Here is a 19,057-nt window from a genome sequence, read left to right on the forward strand (position 1 = left end):
CGCTATTAAAGTAATATGAAAAAGTTGAAACGAAATTTATCGATATTAATCGTTATAATTATACTGGCTTTGACCGCTTGTGCTGGCCGGCAGCCCGCCGACCAACCCAATGCCAGCGATGCAGTGGGTTCTTCTGAACAGCAGGCTGAAACGCCTCCGGCGGCGTATCCGGTTACGGTTACCGATGTGAAGGGTCGCAGCGTTACCATCGAGAAGAAACCGGAATCGATAGTATCATTGACGCCCAGCAATACTGAGACACTGTTTGCTCTAGGATTAGGCGATAAAATAGTTGGCGTGGACGAGTACTCAAATTATCCTGAACAAGCAAATGCCATAAAGAAGGTGGGCGATTTCAACGGCCCTAATATAGAACTTATAACCCAGCTTAAGCCCGATCTGGTCGTAGCCGGAGGTTATATACAGGACGAGGCTATAAAGAAGCTGGAGGATATTAAGATACAGGTTGTTTCATCTGAAGCGGCCGGTCTGGAAGAGCTGTACCAGACTATAGACGTGCTGGGCGAGGCTACCGGTACACAGCAGCAAGCTAAGCAATTAGTGGAAAAGCTTAAGAGCAATATGAAAGCTATAGCCGATAAGACGACCTCTTTAGATAAGCCGAAGGTTTATTTTAATGTCGATATAAACGGGTTTTTTACAGCCGGTAAGGGTACGTTTATAAGCGAGCTTATAGCTATGGCCGGTGGCACTAATGTGGCTGATGACAGTGAGGGCTATGCTCAATATAGTGTGGAAAAAATCGTCGAAAAGAATCCCGATATAATAATAACCACCGAACATGCCGGCAGCCCGGAGGATATAAAGAATATAGAGGCGCTAAAAAGTGTCAACGCCGTAAAGAACGATAAGATATATTCATTGGACGCTGATATAGTAAACCGCTTGGGCCCGAGAGTAGATCAGGCCTTGGAACAATTGGCCAGGGTTATACATCCTGAGATATTTGAATAATCCGTGTTTATGAAAAATAAAGGTCGCCTACTGTTTAGTGCGTTTATGCTGGCAATGGTCGTTATATTGTTTTTGTCCATATTGTTGGCTGTGTCCTTGGGCGCTGCCGACATTGCTATGGCCGATGCTTTCGGCGTATTGATAAAGCCGTTGCCTATTGTGGGGCGATGGGTGAATGCTTCATATGATGACGCTTATTACAGCATTGTATGGGGTATCCGCCTGCCACGTGTGCTGCTGGCCGCGACCGTGGGTATGGGCCTGGCGGTGGCGGGTACAGCATTTCAAGGGCTGTTGCAAAATCCGATGGCCGATCCTTATGTGCTCGGAGTGTCATCAGGAGCGTCATTCGGCGCAACGATATCTATCGTGCTCGGCATAGGTAGCGGATTCATGGGCCTAGCAGGTTCTACGATAGCAGCTTTTGTGGGAGCTGTACTGACCATGGCTGCAGTTTATACGTTGGGCAGGGCTGGGAGAAAATCATCCATGGTGACGCTGCTGCTGGCAGGTATAGCCGTAAGCTCGTTTTTATCGGCCATGGTATCATTTATGATGATATTAAATCACGATAAACTCGAGAGCATAGTGCTATGGACGATGGGTAGCTTTGCTACCGCGAGTTGGGCATCGCTGTATATATCATTTCCTATCATCTTTATCGGCGGCGTTGTGCTGTTGTCCATGTCGAAGGAGATGAATGCTTTGCTTATGGGTGATGAGACGGCTTTGCACCTAGGTGTGGACGTCAATAAAATCCGCAAGTTATTGCTGGTTGTGGGTTCGCTCATAACCGCTTCGGCCGTATCGGTCAGCGGTATCATAGGTTTCGTTGGCCTTATAATACCTCATGTGGTCAGGCTGTTTACCGGGCCTGACCATAGGCGCCTTTTACCCGCTGCCACTGTAAGCGGTGCTATATTCATGATAATAAGCGACACTTTGGCTCGTACGCTTATGGCACCTATAGAAATACCGGTAGGCATTATAACATCTTTAGTGGGCGGGCCGTTTTTCCTTTACCTGTTGGTGCGGAACAGGAATGCAGCATATAGGGGTTGATGGTATGGAGTATATATTGGAAGCACGCGATTTAAGCTGTGCATATGACCAAACGACGATAATAGAGCATCTGGATTTGGCTATCGAAAGAAGCAGCATGGTGGGTATACTCGGTCCCAATGGTTCGGGCAAAACTACGTTGTTAAGGCATATATCGGCGGCGTTAAAGCCACGGTCAGGTGTAGTATTGTTAAATGGCGTCGATGTCTTTGCTATGCGCCGCCGCATGTTGGCCCGTAAAATAGCCTATGTACCGCAGAGCACGGCTGCCGATTTTGAGTTTTCAGCCATGGATGTCGTCATGATGGGCCGTATACCGTATATGAAGGGGTTTCAATCTGAGAGCCATGCAGATATGAGCGCTGTCAAGCAGGCCATGGATATGACCGGTACATGGCAGTTTAGGGACAGAAGCATAACCGAACTGTCGGGCGGCGAATTACAACGCGTGATGATAGCGCGGGCTTTAGCCCAGCAACCTGAGATATTGATGTTGGATGAGCCTACGGCCCATCTCGACTTGCAATTTCAAATGGAGATATTGGATTTGTTGAGGCAATTGGTGGATCATCACGGCCTGACTGTTATAGTGGTATTGCATGATATAAATCTGGCTGTTCAATTCTGCGATAAAGTGGTCTTCATGCAAAGCGGTTCGATTATAGCAGACGGCCGTCCGCAAGATGTTATAACCGAACAGCTCATAAGCGATGTATACAATGTAGCTGTAAGCATATGGCATGATGAAGCGACAGGCTCCATATGCATAGCCCCTGTAAGGCAGGCATCATCGGAAACGTCGGCCTGCTTAAAACGGATAGGGTAGGTGTTTTGATGAGAGCCAAAGCTATAATGATACAGGGTACTGGTTCATCGGTTGGCAAAAGCCTGATAACCGCAGCTTTATGCCGCATATTCCATCAGGACGGCTATAAGGTGGCTCCATTTAAGTCTCAGAACATGGCTTTGAATTCATATGTAACCAAAGAAGGTGGCGAAATGGGGAGGGCTCAGGTGGTACAAGCCCAGGCCTGCGGTATAGAGCCGTCAGTGGCCATGAACCCGATACTGCTCAAACCGTCGAGCGATATAGGGTCACAGGTTGTAATAAACGGTCGCGTTTACGGCAATATGACGGCCACCCAATATCAAGCCTTTAAGCCGCAACTCAAGGATGTGATAATGTCGGCTTATAACAGCTTGGCCGAGCGATATGACATAGTGGTCATAGAGGGGGCAGGCAGTCCGGCTGAAATAAATCTGAAAGACGATGATATAGTCAATATGGGTATGGCTGAGATGGCCGATGCGCCGGTGCTACTGATAGGCGATATAGATAGGGGCGGCGTATTTGCGTCTATAGCCGGTACCATGCTATTGTTGGATCATAATGAGCGACGGCGAGTCAAAGGTGCCATCATAAACAAATTTCGCGGCGATGTTTCGATACTGCAGCCAGGTCTGGATATGCTGACCGATATAATACACCGACCGGTGCTGGGAGTGGTGCCGTTTATTCATACCGAAATAGATGAGGAGGATGGCGCCACCGATCGATTTGCTGCCAGGAACCGCAAAGGCCTGCTGGATATAGCGGTCGTATATGTACCGCATATAGCCAATTTCACTGATTTCGAGCCGCTCAGGGCCCTAGCCGATGTCGATTTGCGCTACGTGCCTAAACCGGAAGATTTGGGTGTGCCCGACCTTCTCATTTTACCGGGTACCAAAAATACTACCGGCGATATGCTTTATATAAAGCGCTCCGGCTGGGAAGAGGCTATAACCCGCTATGCTGCCAGCGGAGGCTATATCATGGGCATATGCGGTGGGTTCCAGATGTTGGGCAAAGTGATACGCGATCCGTTGCATGTGGAATCGGATATAGATGAGATAGAGGGCCTAAAGCTGCTCGATGTGGAGACCACTATGGATGCCCAAAAGATAACCGCTCAAGCGGCAGCAAAGGTGGTGGCCAATGAGGGACCGCTCACAAAAGGGCTGTCAGGTATGACGATAAAAGGATATGAGATACATAAAGGGTTTACGTCGTCGTGGACGAAGGCGTATCCTTTTACTACCATATTTAGCCGCATGGACGAGAATGTTGAACAGCCTGATGGTTTTATGGATGCTACAGGGCATGTAATTGGAACGTATTTGCACGGCATATTCGATAACGATACATTTACTTTAGGTATCATAAATGCTTTGAAATGCATTAAAGGTTTACCGGTAGAAAATATGCCTAGAATCGAAACATTTGAGCAGCACCGGGAGTGTATGTATGATGAACTGGCAGATGTAGTGCGCGAATCGGTAAATATGGATGCTATATATGAGATTTTGGGTATATGAGGTAATTTTATGCTGGATATAGTATTGGGTTATGCTCTGGATTTGGTAGCTGGTGATCCTTACTGGTTTCCGCATCCGGTTCGGCTTATAGGCCGATTTATTTCGTTTATGGAAAGGATGCTCAGGGGAATAGCCCGCGCACCTGCCGCGCAAAAAGCAGCCGGCGTTGCATTGGCGGTAATTACGGTGAGCATAACCTATGCTGTGCTCTATTTTATGTTAAAATATGCTCGTCAATGGAATGAAGCAGCATACCATGCTTTAAATATATTCTTTATATGCATGGCGTTGGCTACGCACAGTCTAAGCTATGAGGCTTTGAAGATATATCGATTGCTGGAAAATGGCAATATAGAGGGCGCGCGGCATGCTCTTTCATTTATAGTAGGAAGAGATACCGAGTGCCTTGATACACATCAAATAAGCCGGGCTGTTGTAGAAACTGTGGCTGAGAATGCGTCCGATGGCGTGGTAGCGCCGCTCTTTTATCTTTTCATAGGTGGTGTTCCTTTGGCTATGGCTTATAAGGCTGTCAATACGCTGGATTCGATGGTGGGGTATAAAAATGAGCGCTACAGATATTTTGGATGGGCTTCAGCGCGTTTGGACGACGTAGCTAATTTTCTGCCGGCGAGAATAACTGGTCTGCTTATAGCGCTGGTTGCTGTCGTGTGCAGAGGTAGCTCCAAAAGGGCACTTATGACCATGGTTAGAGAAGGTTCGCATCATGAAAGCCCAAATAGCGGCTATCCGGAGGCTGCGATGGCCGGTGCACTCAGCATAACGCTCGGCGGTCCGAGCACTTACGGGGGCAAACTGGTGGATAAGCCTGTGCTCGGTCAGGCGCTTAGGCCAATAGAGCCATCGCATATATTCGAGGCCGTACGCATTATGAAGATTGCATCACTTCTTGCACTTATAATAGGGGTGTTGGTATTATGGGCGATATAAAGCATGGCGGCAATATATACGATACGGCGCATGAGTGGAACGTATCGCCTTATGATATATTGGATTTCAGCGCTAATATAAACCCTTTGGGTACGCCACCGGGATTGACTCGATATCTCGAGGATAACTGGCAGGCCGTACTGCATTATCCTGATCCGGGATACAGGCGGCTTTATGAGGCGCTGGCAGATTATCTGGATGTCGATGAGCGCTATATAATGCTCGGCAACGGCGCCATAGATATAATATACGATTATATGCGCGTTATGAAACCGCAACGCGTGCTCATACCGTCGCCTACGTTTTCGGAATATAAACAGGCGGCTGCTGTGGCCGGCGCTCAAGCGGATATATGGCCGATGGCCGAAGGGTTTACCGTGGATGTCGATGCGCTGTGCGCCGTATTGAGCCAAGGCAGGCACGATATGGTGATACTGTGCAATCCAAACAATCCCACGGGCGGCTTGCTCAATAGGTCTGAGCTGATAGCTATATTGGACTGTGCTAAAAGATATGACATAAATGTTCTTTTGGATGAGACCTTTATAGAGTTTACCGATGACTACCCGCGTACTTCTATGGCGGATGTGTTTCGGTGTTATCTGAATATGTGCATAATCAGGGCATTTACCAAGTTTTTTGCCATGCCGGGATTGCGGCTCGGCTATTGCATCGCCGACGCCCGTATCAAAGAAATGATGAGCGATATACAACCCCCGTGGCGTATAAATGCTATGGCGGCATTGGCCGGCGTATACGCTTTAAATGATAAAGAATTTATGATGAGGACGCGCCGGTTCGTTAAAGAGCAGCGAGATTTGCTGCAGTACGAGATATCGGCTGTCAGCAAGATGCACGTATACCCGAGCCAAGCTGATTTTATGCTTTTAAAATCGTTAAGCCAGCATGTTACGGCAGATGTCGTTCAACGGCATCTGCAAAAATACCGTATATTGGTGAGAAATGCTTCCAACTTCGACGGCCTAAATGAATACTATATACGCGTAGCGGTGAGGGATGCGGATAGCAACCGGCGCCTTATAAAAGCTCTGGAGGACTTTGCATGAGCGCGAGGGAGGTGACGGCTATATGCCCGGGGTCGTGCGGCGAGCTGATACAGGGCATTATAGGCGGCCGCGAGCTGCTGGTGTCCTATCCTATCGATCGCTATTCCGAGATAACCGTGCGGTCTGGTGATTCGAACAAGACATACCGCGCCTCGTGTAGGAAAATATTACATACAGCGAAAGCTGTTGTGGAATATCTAGATATCCCCGTAAATAAGCTGGGGACATTTGAAATAATAAGGCGCTCGTCTTTGCCTTTGGGTAAGGGGATGAGCAGCAGCACGGCCGATATAGGGGCGACCGCGGCGGCCGTTGCGTCATTTTTCGGCTATGAGCTCACATCGGATGAAATAGCGGCTATGGCGGCGTCTATAGAACCGACCGACGGTATATTATATGAGGACCTTATGCTTTTTGATGCTGTGAATGGAGAGGCGGTTGAGGTGATAGGCCCTGTGCCATCTTTGAAGGTATTAGTATTGGAGGGCGTTGGTTTGGTCGATACCATATGCTTTCATAAAAAACGCTCCTATGTACCCATTATCGATGCGGCTTATGATGCGCTGCGCAGCGGCGTAAGCACCGGCGACTGGGCGGTTATGGGCAATGCCGCTATAATGAGCGCTCGATTATATCAAAGCGTTTTGCCAAAACCGTATTTGGATGACATAATCGATATAGCGCTGAGGACAGGTGCTTATGGCGTTAATGTAGCTCACACCGGTACAGCGCTTGGCATAATAATGAATGAGGATACAGACGAGTGCGCTCTCGTTGAGGTTCTGCGCACGCGCGGTATACTCGAATTTTATGGGCGGCATTATGTCGTCCGTATGGTTAAAGGTGGCCCGCGTCTAACATCATAGCCAAAGCGTCATAAAGGCGGCTACTACGAGAGTTAGCCCCGTTAACTGATATATCTGTACGGTTTTGGCGTTGGCCTCCATGAGGCGAGGTATATCATCATAATACTGCTCGGCTACTTTTATGGCGCGATGAACGATCGGAAGGGTTATAAGGCATATAAGCCAGACAGGGCTGCTCGTTACAAAGATAAGCATTATTATAGGTATATACGATGTTATAAACAATGCTTTATATACTACAAGGCCCTTTTGCTTGCCCAGGCGTACCAGCCAATTGCGCTTGCCACCTTGAGCGTCGGCTTCATAATCGGGATACTGATTTATCCACAACACGTTCGTTATAAGAAGCCCCAATGTTATTGAAGCAAGAAGCACTTCTATCCTGTAGCTGTGAGTCTGCACCATATATGTGCCGGCCATGACCAACGGGCCGAATGCGGTGCCGACCGTTATCTCGCCCAAGCCCCTGTAGCATAGCTTAAACGGCGGCATGTTGTACATGATAGCCAAAGCGAATCCTGCCAGGCCTATCCAGAGTATCATTGGTTCTCGTGCGAAGGATATATACAGCCCTATTATAGCGGCTGCTGCAAAAGTGATCGCTGCTATAACCTTGTTTTCCTTTACCGTAAGTATGCCGTCGACGATGGTCTTTTTGCCCCCGCTGAAAGGCGTTCGTTTATCTGGCGCAACATATAGATCCACGCCGGATTCGTAGTCGGCGAACTCGCCTATGGCGTTTTTGCCTATCTCGATAAGGTATATGCCTATCAATGTGAGTATAAACCAATAAAGATTAAAAGCCCCTTCAAAAACATATGCAAAGACAGTAGCTGTGACCATGGGTATTGTAGATGCTACCCATATCTTAGGGTCGGCTGTCTGCCAGAATCCCTTCCAAAGCCTCAATGCATTTTTATCCATCTTTTACCCTCCTACATAATTTAGATGTTTTATCAATTATAGCAAATTTATATTTACAGTACAATTCTTTGATAATGTCACAATTTGGTCCTATATTGCATATACTTTATTGAAAACTTGTATTCGGGAGGATAATATCATGGTTAGAAATCGAAGAGGTTACAGTCGTTATTATATAATCTTGCAAGAGGCTCAGAGCGGCTATAGACTTAAAGAACAAAAAGCTGCAGCAGGCTATGTTAAGCTGGAGATCAGGGATCATAAAGGTAGAATACTTACATATGTACAGGACATGCGTTTGCCAGTGCAGCCGGAGGAAAGATACTTAGTAGCGATGGTCACTGCGGAGGGCGATCAGGCGGCTGTTTTAGGTGATATGGAAATAGGTGCTGATGGTATAGGACAGCAGACATGGATATTCGATGCCGATGATGTAGGTGATACAGGCTATCCACTGGAGGAATTCGATGGCTTGGTTGTTCTGGCATGTCCTGTTCAGGTCCGGTCCGGTTCAGGTATTCCAATAATATTATCGGGTAATTTTAAAAAAAATAAAGCATTGGAGTTAAAGAGCATAGCAGCCGATGTGTTGGGAATACCGGTCGAAACTATATCCGGCGAAATAGGGGATGAAACAGGAACAGAACCTATAGAGCAAGTGGAAGTGGATGAACAAGTGCCGCAGGATAACATCGGAACGATGGAGCAAATGGTTGATGAACAGTATGAGGCATCATCTGAAGTGTTACAACAAATCGATGGTGTTCACCAAAACGATGGCGTCAAATTCCAAGCACCTATTTCAAATGAAGAAGACGATGACAATATGCAACAGAGAGCATATGCTTCAACGCCAGAATATATACCATTTTCAGCTATGGTCAGCGAAAGTATAAAAGGTTTTGTTGAACGAAATGCTGTTTCCGATATTTTCGGGGAGACGATAGAGAATTCGAAATGGTGTGCTGTGGCCGTGGATCCCACCTATGCTATGCAATGGAATTGGTATAAATATGACCATTATCTGATCGGGCTTATATATGAAGGTGAAATTGTAAAGTATGTGGCCTATGGTATGCCGGGCCGATTTTGCTTGGGAGAACAGCCGTTTCAAGGTATGACGGGATATGTGTATTGGTATCCTGCCAAAGGCCAGAAGCGGCAATATGGGGACTTTGGATACTGGGTGGCATATATAGATGCACAAAACGGCAGGATAGCCTATCCTTTTTAACAAACGCGTAATTTGTCCTTGTCACAGGGAATATATTATGATATAGTATATAAGCGTAATTTACAGAAAATCATTTTTGGAGCGTTTTATGCAAAAGATATTGATCATAAACGGGCCTAATTTGAACATATTGGGTATACGGGAGCCTGGCATATATGGCCATGATACGCTGGAAAGCATAATAGAAGGGCTTAAAAGCATCGCTGAATCTCACGGAATAGAATTGGATGCTTTGCAGTCAAACAGTGAAGGCGATATAATCGATGCTATACATGCGGCCTACGGGCGGTACGACGGCATCATAATAAATGCTGGTGCTTATACGCATTACAGCTATGCCATAAGGGATGCTATAGCAGGTATTCATATTCCTACTATAGAAGTTCACATATCGAATATATATAGTAGAGAGGGCTTCCGTGAGCATTCGGTTATAGCACCGGTATGCGTAGGCCAAATATCGGGATTAGGCCCTATGGTATACAAACTGGCACTTTATTACTTTATGGAGGCAAAGGGCAATGAGCAGGATGGATAAATTAAGGATTACCATGTCACAGAATGGTATAGATGGGTGCTTGTTGGCCAAACCTCCTAATGTAACTTACATAAGTGGTTTTACCAATAATGATGCTTATGCCGTTATAACAAATGATAAGCAGTTTTTGTTAACGGATTTTCGTTATATAGAACAGGCGCAGCATCAAGCCCAAGAGTTTGAGGTTATATTAGTAAATAGTGGTAAATTAATGTCTATGCTCAGTGATATGATTTATGATAATAATATACATGCATTGTGGTTTGAGGATAGCTATATTACGTGCGCATTTTACAATAAATTAAGTGCTGAGCTGGATGGTATAGAGATGATACCTATGGGCGATACTATGGAGCGGTTACGAGCCGTTAAGGATGAAGATGAGGTATCGTTCATAAAGCAAGCGGCAGCTATAGCGGATAAAGCGTTCGATGCTGTGCTGGAATATATAAAGCCTGGTATAACTGAGAAGCAACTAGCCGCCAGACTGGAGTATATTATAAGGGATAAAGGATGCGAAGGCGTTTCTTTTCCAAGCATTGTTGCATCCGGCCATCATTCCTCGATGCCACACGCTCAGCCGTCGGACAAGCCGTTTGAGGTCGGTGAGTTTATAACGCTGGATTTCGGCGGCATATATAACGGTTACTGCTCTGATATGACGCGTACCGTTGTTTTGGGGCGTGCGTCGCCGGAGCAGCGCCGAATATATGACACAGTGCTTGAAGCTCAGCAGACAGCGCTGGAAGGTATAAAAGCAGGTATGGTGTGCAAAGATGCCGATGCTTTGGCCCGCAATTTAATAGCTGCCAAAGGTTATGGCGAGTATTTCGGCCATTCGCTTGGTCACGGTGTAGGGCTGGAGATACATGAACTTCCCACGCTTTCGCCCGGGGCGGATGATATGTTGCAGGTTAATTCGGTGGTGACTGTGGAACCCGGTATATATATACCGGGCATGGGAGGTGTTCGAATAGAGGACCTCATAACAGTACGCGATGGTTATATAGACGATTTTACATCATCAACAAAAAAACTGATAGAAATATAAGAATTGAATGGAGGCATGCGTATTATATGATAACAGCAGGAGATTTCAGAAAAGGTATGACGGTAGAGATAGACGGGCAAGTATATACCGTAGTGGACTTTTTACATGTTAAGCCGGGTAAAGGTGCGGCTTTTGTCAGGACAAAGATAAAAAATGTGATTACAGGAGCAGTGTTGGAACGCACTTTTAATCCGACCGAAAAGTTCGAACAAGCTCATATAGAGAGGAAGGAAATGCAATATCTCTATAATGACGGAGAGCTCTATTACTTTATGGATGTTGAGACCTATGAACAATTGCCGCTAAATAAGGATAAAGTCGAAGATGCGTTGAAATTTATAAAAGAAAATATGACTGTTACCATAAAATTCTATAAAGGAGAGGCGTTCTCGGTTGAGCCGCCTAATTTTGTCGAGCTTGAAGTGGTACAAACTGATCCCGGATTTAAAGGAGATACAGCTACAGGTGGCAGTAAACCGGCTACGTTGGAGACGGGGGCCGTTATACAGGTGCCATTATTTGTGAATACCGGCGATAAGATAAGAATAGATACGCGTACCGGAGAATATATGGAGCGCGTCTAGAGCAAAATATAATTATGATTTAACAGGAGGTGCCTTATGGGCGAAATAAAACAAAAGATATCTTATCTTAAGGGCGTTGTAGAAGGCGTTGGTATAAAAGACGATACCAATGAAGGTAAAGTGCTGAATGCCATACTCGATATCTTAGATCAGATAGCCGCAGAGCTTGAGGATATCAGCGAAAGGCAGGATGAAATGGACGAGTATATCAGTGCTATAGATGAGGACTTGGCCGATATTGAAGACGAAATATACGATTATGCTGATGAATATGACGACGAGGATGATGACGATACCAATTATATAGAGATAGAATGTCCTAATTGTCATGAAGTGGTGTATATCGATACTGATGTCTTCGAAGATGATGAAGAAGATGTTATTTGTCCCAATTGCCATCAGCCTATATACGAATACGAGGGCGATGAGGAAGACGGCGAAGATTCAGACGAATAAGATATGGTTTATGCTGTTATGTAAATATCAAGAAGGCGATAATAAATTATTTGCATTATCGCCTTTTTTGTTGTAAACTTTATTAAAGCATTATATAAACTATTAGTTAAGAGGATTGTTACTATGTCGATAAGGATGTCCAATGTAAATAATGAGGCTATGAAAAAAATAAATCTTTCGCTGGTGCTCAATGCCATATGGGAGAATGAACCTATTTCGCGCAGAGATTTAGCAAAATTAACGGGATTAACGCCTTCGTCTATAACAAATATCATTAAACAACTTATGCGAGACGGTGTTCTTATAGAAACTGGCGTAGGAGAATCGAACGGTGGACGTAAGCCCGTTATGCTTCATATAAATGGTCAGTCTGGATATATAATCGGTATAGAGCTTACCTTTTATCATATTACAGGTATTATGGTCGATATGAGAGCAAAGAAAGTTGGGAAATTAGTTGAGGATACTCGTTTAAAAGATGGCAAAGAAGCTGTTATAGGGCGAATAATCGATGTAATAGACAAACTTATAAACGATGTGGGTATAAAGCGAGAAAAGGTATTGGGTATAGGTATATCAGCGCCCGGCCCATATGATCATGAGAGGGGTGTGCTGATCAATCCGCCAAATTTTCCAGGCTGGCACAACGTACCTATAGTTGATATAATTCAAAGCAAATTTAATATTCCAACATATCTTGAAAAAGAAACACAGGCTGCAGCTTTGGCTGAATGGTGGTTTGGCGGTGCCAAGAATTGTGATAGTCTGTTTGCTATAAGCATAAATAAAGTTGGATTGGGAGGCGGTATGATAATCAATGGCGAGGTATATCATGGTTTCTTTGATGGAGCCGGTGACCTTGGGCATATGATAATAGATATGGATGGTGTACAATGTACATGTGGCAGTTATGGCTGTCTTGAGGCGATGGCCACTGGTCTATATATACAGCATTATGTAGTTTCAGAGATAAAGCGAGGGAGAAAATCATCTATCTATAAAAGCGGCAGCGATGCGGACGATATAGAGATTGACGCCATATTTGAGGCAGCCAATAGCGGCGATCCATTATGCATGGAAGCATTGGACAAAGCCGCATATAATTTGGGAATAGGTATTGGCAATATTATAAATGTATGCAGTCCTGATGTCATAGTTATAGGAGGAGAAATACCAGCTTTATATCCGCAATATGTACAAAAAGCTGTAATAACCGTTCACGGCAGAGCTTATCCGGGTTATAATAAAGATGTGCGTATATTGCCGGCAACGTTCGGACAAGAAATGGGGGCAATAGGAGCTATAAGTTTGGTTTTCCATAATATATTTAAGATACTACCGTAAAATTTATTTTTTTTGAAAAGAAGGATTTTTAAATTTTGCGTCGAACTATATATAAGATTAATTAAAGCATTGCAAAAAGAATATGCTGCTAAGGAGAATTTATGGATAATTAGCAGTTTTTTAGTCAACTTAGTAAGTAAATATATTGATTCGATGAATTAATAAACGGAGGAGATAGTGTTGACATCGAGGGAAAGAGTTATAGAAACATTAAATCACAGGGAGCCAGATATGGTGCCCATTGATTTTGGGGGTATGAGATCTACTGGGATCAGCGCCATGGCCTATAATAAGCTTAAAGAATATTTGGGTGTGCACGGTGGTCAGACTAAGGTTTATGATATATTTCAGATGCTTGCTGAGCCGGAACTAGAGGTACTTAACATAATGGGAGGAGATGTTATACAGCTTCACCGTTATGAGCCGGCATGGGGTATAGATATATCCTCGTGGAAGCCATGGATACTGCCAGATGGTTCACCGTGCGTAGTGCCGGCTGAATTTGATCCTGTGCAGGATGAGGAAGGTAATCTTTCTATAGTACGCGATGGGCAGGTGATAGCTCGGATGCCCGAAGGAGGTTTCTATTTTGATCAGGTCTATCATCCTTACGCTGAGGTTGAAACGTATGATGATATAGATTCTATTCCAATAAATGAGATAAGTGACATTGAGTTGGAATTTTTAAAAGAAAATGCTCGGCGTATGTACGAACAAACCGATTATGCCATATTGGGTAGTTTTGGGGGTAATATTCTAGAAGCAGGACAGCAGGATTGGGGATTTGAGAAATTTTATATGGCCATGGCGTTACAACCTGATTTGGTTCATTATTATCTTGAGAGATTAACGCAATCATATATGAGAGACTTAGAAAAATATTTAGAGGCTGTGGGTCGATATCTAACGGTTATACAATTCGGTGATGATTTAGGTACTCAAGAGGCTCCACAGATATCACCAAAGATGTATCGTGAAGTAATTAAGCCTTATCATAGCCGAATGTATCAATATGTACAAAATCATTACCCTGAGATAAAGGTGTTTCTGCATTCATGTGGTGCTATATACGACCTTATACCTGATCTTATAGATGCCGGCGTTCAGATTATAAACCCGGTGCAAATTTCGGCAAAAGGAATGGATCCGGTGTTGTTGAAAAAAGAATTCGGAAATGATTTGACATTTTGGGGAGGTGGAGCAAATATGCAGTATACTGTGCCTAATGGTACTATTGAGCAAATCAAAAGAGAGGTAGAGAAACTTGTTCATGTATTTGCTCCGGGGGGAGGGTATGTCTTTACGCAAGTGCATAATATACAAGCGAACGTACCGCCGGAGAAGATAATGGCTATCTATGATACAGCGAAAGCTCATAGAGTATATCCACAACTTTAATTTCCCATATGACTCATATTTTTTAATGAGCACTTATAAATGAATGAAGGTGATGCTATGAATTGTTAAAGATTTATAACAGTGTTGTTTAGGTAAATAAAATGTTAGGGCCAAATTAAGTGAAGGAGGATATTAAAAATTATGAAGGTTATAAAAAAATTATCGGTATTGGTTATGCTGGTATTGATATTTTCAATACTGGCAGCATGTTCAGGAAACGATGAAAGCAGCGGCGGCACTGTTTCAGAGGGAACAAGCGATGAAGTCCAAAATGTTAAACAGCCGGTAACAATAGATTTTTGGCACATTTGGTCTGATGGTACCGGTAAAGAAGTATCTGCGGAACTTATCTCTGATTTCCAAAAGCAGCATCCCGAGATAACAGTGAAGGATTTAGGAGTTTCATTTTGGGATTATTGGACAAAAATATCTACGGCGATAGCGGGAGGAAGCGGTCCGGATGTAGCATTTAACGATATAAACAATGTGCCGGCTAGAGCTAAAGCAGGTGCAATACTTAAACTTGACGAATATATTACACGGGATAATTTTGATATGAATATTTTCTTTCCCAATTTAATCGACGTGGTAAAATATAACGGCAGTGTGTATGCTCTCCCGTTAGATACCGATGTCAGAGTACTGTATTATAATAAAGCCGCGTTTAGGGAAGTAGGATTAGATCCGGCAAAACCGCCTGCGAACTGGGATGAACTGGAGCAATACGCGGATAAGCTTACTAAATGGAATGGCGATAAAATGCTGGATCGTATAGGATTCTCTCCATTTATGGGTAATGCTTATCTATGGACATGGGCATGGACTAACGGAGGAGATTTTTTCGATGATCAGGGAAACCCAACTATAAACAAGCAGGAAAATATAGAAACCTTGGAATGGATGGTAAAAATACAGAATAAATACGGTGTCAAAGCTATACAAGCCTTTAACTCGCAAACTGGTTCTTTGGGGTATAGCCCATTTATAGCCGGCAAAATAGCCATGGTAGTAGATAATAATACATTATATAGCCAAATTAAGCAATATGCTCCCGATATGGAGTTCGGTGTTGCGCCTATACCTTATCGTAAACAGCCAGCAAGTTGGTCTAATGGCTTTACGTTAGAGATTGTGGACAATAAAGATAAGGCTAAGGCGGATGCTGCGTGGGAATTTTTAAAGTTTATGACCGATAAAGAGGCTCAGATGAAGCTTGTAACTAAATTGAGTGATTTTGTGGCCAATCGCACGGTTGCAGAGGATCCGTCTCTTATGAGCGATCCAGTATGGGCTTCATTTGTTGAACAAATGAAGGTATCAAAATTTAGAGAATATATCGAAGCATCTCCTTCCTGGTTTAATTCAATCGGCGGCGATATAGACGCAGCGGCAAATGGTAAAAAAACACCAAAACAAGCTTTGGACGATGCTCAAAAGCTGATAGAAAACGAGATTGCGAATTATAAGCAAACTCAAAAATAGTAACTCCGCTTTTATAAACTTGGTGGAGGTATTCATATTCTCCGCCAAGTTTATAATAATGGAAGCTTTTCTTTATATTATTTAAACAAAAATGAAAGTTGGGAGGTTAGTATGATACAGAAACGCAGAGTAGATCGTATAGCTCGAAAAGAAGCTGTAAACGGGTATGTTTTTGCGTTACCATGGCTTTTGGGTTTCTTTATTTTTATGGCATGGCCTATAGTAGACTCTTTTTATTTAAGTTTTACATCTTATAATATGCTTCAGCCTCCGAAATGGATAGGGTTTTTGAATTATAAGATACTATTTACTCAAGATAAATTGTTTCCGATAAGTCTTTATAACACATTGTATTATGTGGTATTCAGTCTTCCAATAAGCATAATACTCGGTATATTTATAGCGGTGTTGATGAATCAAAAAGTGCCTGGTATAAAGATATTCAGGACGATATACTATTTGCCGAATGTTGTTTCTGCGGTTGCGGTGTCTTTATTATGGCAATGGATCTTTGACCCGAATTTTGGCTTGGTAAATACATTCCTGGCTCAGTTGGGGATAGAAGGCCCCGGATGGTTGATGGATGAAAGCTGGTCAAAGCCAGCTCTTATTATTATGAGTTTATGGGGTGTAGGTGGGAGTATGATTATTTACCTAGCTGGTTTGCAAGATATTCCCATATCTTTATATGAAGCGGCCACCATAGATGGTGCTAATAGTTGGAAGCAATTTTGGAAGATAACACTTCCCATGTTGTCTCCTACTATATTCTTTAACCTTATAACCGGTATAATAGGAGGATTTCAAGTATTTACACAAGCATATATTATGACCGCAGGAGGGCCGGTAAATTCTACGCTTTTTTATGCTCTTTATCTTTACAGAAAGGCCTTTCAGGATACCCAAATGGGATATGCTTCTGCGATGGCATGGATATTATTGATTATTACTCTGCTTTTAACGATTTTGGTATTCAAAACAAGTAACAAATGGGTTTATTATGAAAACGGAGAACAATAATTTGTGCGAAAGGAAGTTTGACATGTACTTAAAAACGAAAAATGATATAAAAACGGGAGAGGTTATAACACCAAAAGTTATTGCCAGTCATACACTTTCTGGATTTAAAGCGGCAAATTTGTGCAATGGTTTTGGCATTAGTAAAACGAGCCAAGGGCTCGATGTCCATGATAACCATCCCAAAGGTGCTACCATGTGGTGTGCACAACCGGGCGATGATGATGAGTTATGGATTCAATTTGATTTTGAAAGGGTATATCCTATAGGAGAGATGGATGTATGGAATTATAATCGGTACGATCCCTCCACTCCTAACATATCGTACACTAACCAAGGTTTAAAAAATATACGTATATTCCATTCTATCGATAAATTGAATTGGATCGAACTTAAAGGGCCGGGTTATCCATATCAATTAGCTAAAGCTGGTGGAGTTAATCAGTGCGCAGCTACCAATTTGAATGATGGCAACAATACTCCTATCGATTTTGATGGAGTTAGCGCTCGATATATTAAAATATGCATTAATTCGTGTCCCAATGACGGAAATTGGGGAGGCATAAATGGGAATGAATGCATATTTGGCTTGAGCGAGATACAATTCCATTTGGGTAAAGGTATAGCAGTAGACACTGCCGATGAATGGACTAATTTATTTAAGCGACAGTCGGGTTGGGTAGGAGCTGATGCAAGTTATTCAGTACCATGTTCGGGTATAGATAAACCGGGAAGTGGTGCCCAAAGCAATACAATATTCTTATTTGGAGATACGTTTATAGGTGAAATTGATCATATGACCGCTAGAAGATCAGATGATACTATAATGCTTAATAATACTATCGGCATATTAAGGGGAAATAGACCAGACAGGCGTAACATGAATTTTATTTGGGGGGAAAATGGCAGTTCAAATCTTAATTCAGTATTTATACCTGAAGGAAATGATGGTTATTATTATTGGCCCCAAGATGGAGTGTGTATTGATAATAACTTATATGTATTTGCGTTGAAAGCAAGGCAAGATTTAACAGGCCCGGAAGGCTTTCAATTTGCTGTGGATGCCGTAGACCTTGTATCAATTCCGTTAGGTATTAATGGCCCTGTATTTGAAAAGCAAAAGCACATGCAAACACCTTTACATTTTTCAACTAAAGAATCGGGCGAGATATTCTTCGGCGGTTCGATTATGCTTAATACATCTGAAGCTGGAGCACCAGATCCAGATGGATATGCATATATTTATGGTTGGCGCAACAACCCAGTTGGGAGGGAACTATTGGTTGCAAGAATCATTCCGGAAAATATAGAAAATTTTGAAAAATGGAGATTCTGGGATGGTATGTCGTGGTCTGACAATATAGCTGATTGTAAAGCTGTGTTTAATGGTGTTTCATGTGAGTTCAGCGTGACTCCTGTATATGGTGGGATGTTTGAAAATAAATTTGTTTTAGTATGTCAAAAAGACGGAATAGGACAAACCGTGGCTTATAGCGCAGGGCAGACTCCGGTAGGCCCGTTTGAAAAGGCTGTACCTATATATTATTGTCCTGAGCCGGATAGCGGCGAGAGCATATATGTATATAATGCAAAAGCCCATCCCCATCTATCCCAAAAAGGAGAATTATTAGTAAGCTATAATGTAAATAGCACAAGCATGGAAGCTCATATGAATAATGGATATATTTATAGGACTAGATGGATACGCTTATATAGCATTAAATAGCGAGTAGCTTAAAACAGGGTGATA

General features: G+C 43.2%; 18 protein-coding genes. 17 read left to right on the top strand and 1 reads right to left on the bottom strand.

The window, feature by feature from the left end; all coding sequences use genetic code 11:
* The first annotated feature begins 15 nt into the window (after nucleotides 1-15).
* From MAHAU_RS03715 to MAHAU_RS03745, 7 genes are read left to right on the top strand one after another with little or no spacing between them, the layout of a single operon-like run.
* Complete coding sequence (locus MAHAU_RS03715; protein ID WP_013780382.1) at nucleotides 16-975, top strand: ABC transporter substrate-binding protein; 960 nt, start codon at nucleotides 16-18, stop codon at nucleotides 973-975.
* A gap of 9 nt (nucleotides 976-984) precedes the next feature.
* A complete protein-coding gene (locus MAHAU_RS03720) occupies nucleotides 985-2,037 on the top strand; it encodes a FecCD family ABC transporter permease (protein ID WP_013780383.1) in 1,053 nt (350 codons plus the stop codon).
* Nucleotides 2,038-2,041: 4 nt separating this feature from the next.
* A complete protein-coding gene (locus tag MAHAU_RS03725) occupies nucleotides 2,042-2,863 on the top strand; it encodes an ABC transporter ATP-binding protein (RefSeq protein ID WP_171804958.1) in 822 nt (273 codons plus the stop codon).
* A gap of 8 nt (nucleotides 2,864-2,871) precedes the next feature.
* Nucleotides 2,872-4,395: a cobyric acid synthase gene (locus MAHAU_RS03730; RefSeq protein ID WP_013780385.1), complete on the top strand. Its 1,524-nt coding sequence runs from the start codon at nucleotides 2,872-2,874 to the stop codon at nucleotides 4,393-4,395.
* A 9-nt stretch (nucleotides 4,396-4,404) separates the two neighbouring features.
* The gene (gene cbiB / locus MAHAU_RS03735; protein WP_013780386.1) at nucleotides 4,405-5,346 is read left to right on the top strand and encodes an adenosylcobinamide-phosphate synthase CbiB; all 942 of its coding nucleotides are present in this window, start codon (nucleotides 4,405-4,407) and stop codon (nucleotides 5,344-5,346) included.
* On the top strand, nucleotides 5,334-6,413 hold the full coding sequence (gene cobD, locus MAHAU_RS03740) for a threonine-phosphate decarboxylase CobD (RefSeq protein ID WP_013780387.1): 1,080 nt from the start codon (nucleotides 5,334-5,336) through the stop codon (nucleotides 6,411-6,413). The genes cbiB and cobD overlap by 13 nt, the downstream gene beginning before the upstream one ends.
* Complete coding sequence (locus MAHAU_RS03745) at nucleotides 6,410-7,279, top strand: GHMP family kinase ATP-binding protein (protein WP_013780388.1); 870 nt, start codon at nucleotides 6,410-6,412, stop codon at nucleotides 7,277-7,279. The genes cobD and MAHAU_RS03745 overlap by 4 nt, the downstream gene beginning before the upstream one ends.
* On the opposite strand, the gene MAHAU_RS03750 is transcribed toward MAHAU_RS03745, so the two are convergent.
* Entirely contained in the window at nucleotides 7,274-8,203 is a 930-nt protein-coding gene (locus MAHAU_RS03750; protein WP_013780389.1) for a prenyltransferase, read from the bottom strand. The genes MAHAU_RS03745 and MAHAU_RS03750 overlap by 6 nt on opposite strands.
* Before the next feature lie 139 nt (nucleotides 8,204-8,342).
* Between MAHAU_RS03750 and MAHAU_RS03755 the strand changes: the two genes are divergently transcribed.
* From MAHAU_RS03755 to MAHAU_RS03800, 10 genes are all read left to right on the top strand, one after another.
* Nucleotides 8,343-9,437 carry a DUF7922 domain-containing protein gene (locus MAHAU_RS03755; RefSeq protein WP_013780390.1) on the top strand — a complete coding sequence of 365 codons (1,095 nt, stop codon included), beginning with the start codon at nucleotides 8,343-8,345 and terminating at the stop codon, nucleotides 9,435-9,437.
* Between the two features lie 88 nt (nucleotides 9,438-9,525).
* Entirely contained in the window at nucleotides 9,526-9,975 is a 450-nt protein-coding gene (aroQ, locus tag MAHAU_RS03760) for a type II 3-dehydroquinate dehydratase (RefSeq protein WP_013780391.1), read from the top strand.
* On the top strand, nucleotides 9,959-11,026 hold the full coding sequence (locus MAHAU_RS03765; RefSeq protein WP_013780392.1) for a M24 family metallopeptidase: 1,068 nt from the start codon (nucleotides 9,959-9,961) through the stop codon (nucleotides 11,024-11,026). Before aroQ ends, MAHAU_RS03765 begins: the two co-directional genes overlap by 17 nt.
* Before the next feature lie 26 nt (nucleotides 11,027-11,052).
* The gene (gene efp, locus MAHAU_RS03770; RefSeq protein ID WP_013780393.1) at nucleotides 11,053-11,610 is read left to right on the top strand and encodes an elongation factor P; all 558 of its coding nucleotides are present in this window, start codon (nucleotides 11,053-11,055) and stop codon (nucleotides 11,608-11,610) included.
* Between the two features lie 36 nt (nucleotides 11,611-11,646).
* The gene (locus MAHAU_RS03775) at nucleotides 11,647-12,066 is read left to right on the top strand and encodes a CD1247 N-terminal domain-containing protein (protein WP_013780394.1); all 420 of its coding nucleotides are present in this window, start codon (nucleotides 11,647-11,649) and stop codon (nucleotides 12,064-12,066) included.
* Between the two features lie 123 nt (nucleotides 12,067-12,189).
* Nucleotides 12,190-13,410, top strand: coding sequence for an ROK family transcriptional regulator (locus MAHAU_RS03780; RefSeq protein WP_013780395.1), 1,221 nt, complete (start codon nucleotides 12,190-12,192; stop codon nucleotides 13,408-13,410).
* A 177-nt stretch (nucleotides 13,411-13,587) separates the two neighbouring features.
* A complete protein-coding gene (locus tag MAHAU_RS03785) occupies nucleotides 13,588-14,808 on the top strand; it encodes a uroporphyrinogen decarboxylase family protein (protein ID WP_013780396.1) in 1,221 nt (406 codons plus the stop codon).
* Between the two features lie 141 nt (nucleotides 14,809-14,949).
* A complete protein-coding gene (locus tag MAHAU_RS03790) occupies nucleotides 14,950-16,290 on the top strand; it encodes an ABC transporter substrate-binding protein (RefSeq protein WP_013780397.1) in 1,341 nt (446 codons plus the stop codon).
* Between the two features lie 111 nt (nucleotides 16,291-16,401).
* Nucleotides 16,402-17,310 (top strand): carbohydrate ABC transporter permease, encoded by a 909-nt coding sequence (locus MAHAU_RS03795; RefSeq protein ID WP_013780398.1) that lies wholly within the window; start codon nucleotides 16,402-16,404, stop codon nucleotides 17,308-17,310.
* 22 nt (nucleotides 17,311-17,332) lie between these two features.
* Nucleotides 17,333-19,033 carry a discoidin domain-containing protein gene (locus MAHAU_RS03800; protein WP_171804959.1) on the top strand — a complete coding sequence of 567 codons (1,701 nt, stop codon included), beginning with the start codon at nucleotides 17,333-17,335 and terminating at the stop codon, nucleotides 19,031-19,033.
* Nucleotides 19,034-19,057 lie beyond the last annotated feature (24 nt).

This window comes from Mahella australiensis 50-1 BON (assembly GCF_000213255.1).
Lineage (GTDB): Bacteria > Bacillota > Clostridia > Mahellales > Mahellaceae > Mahella > Mahella australiensis.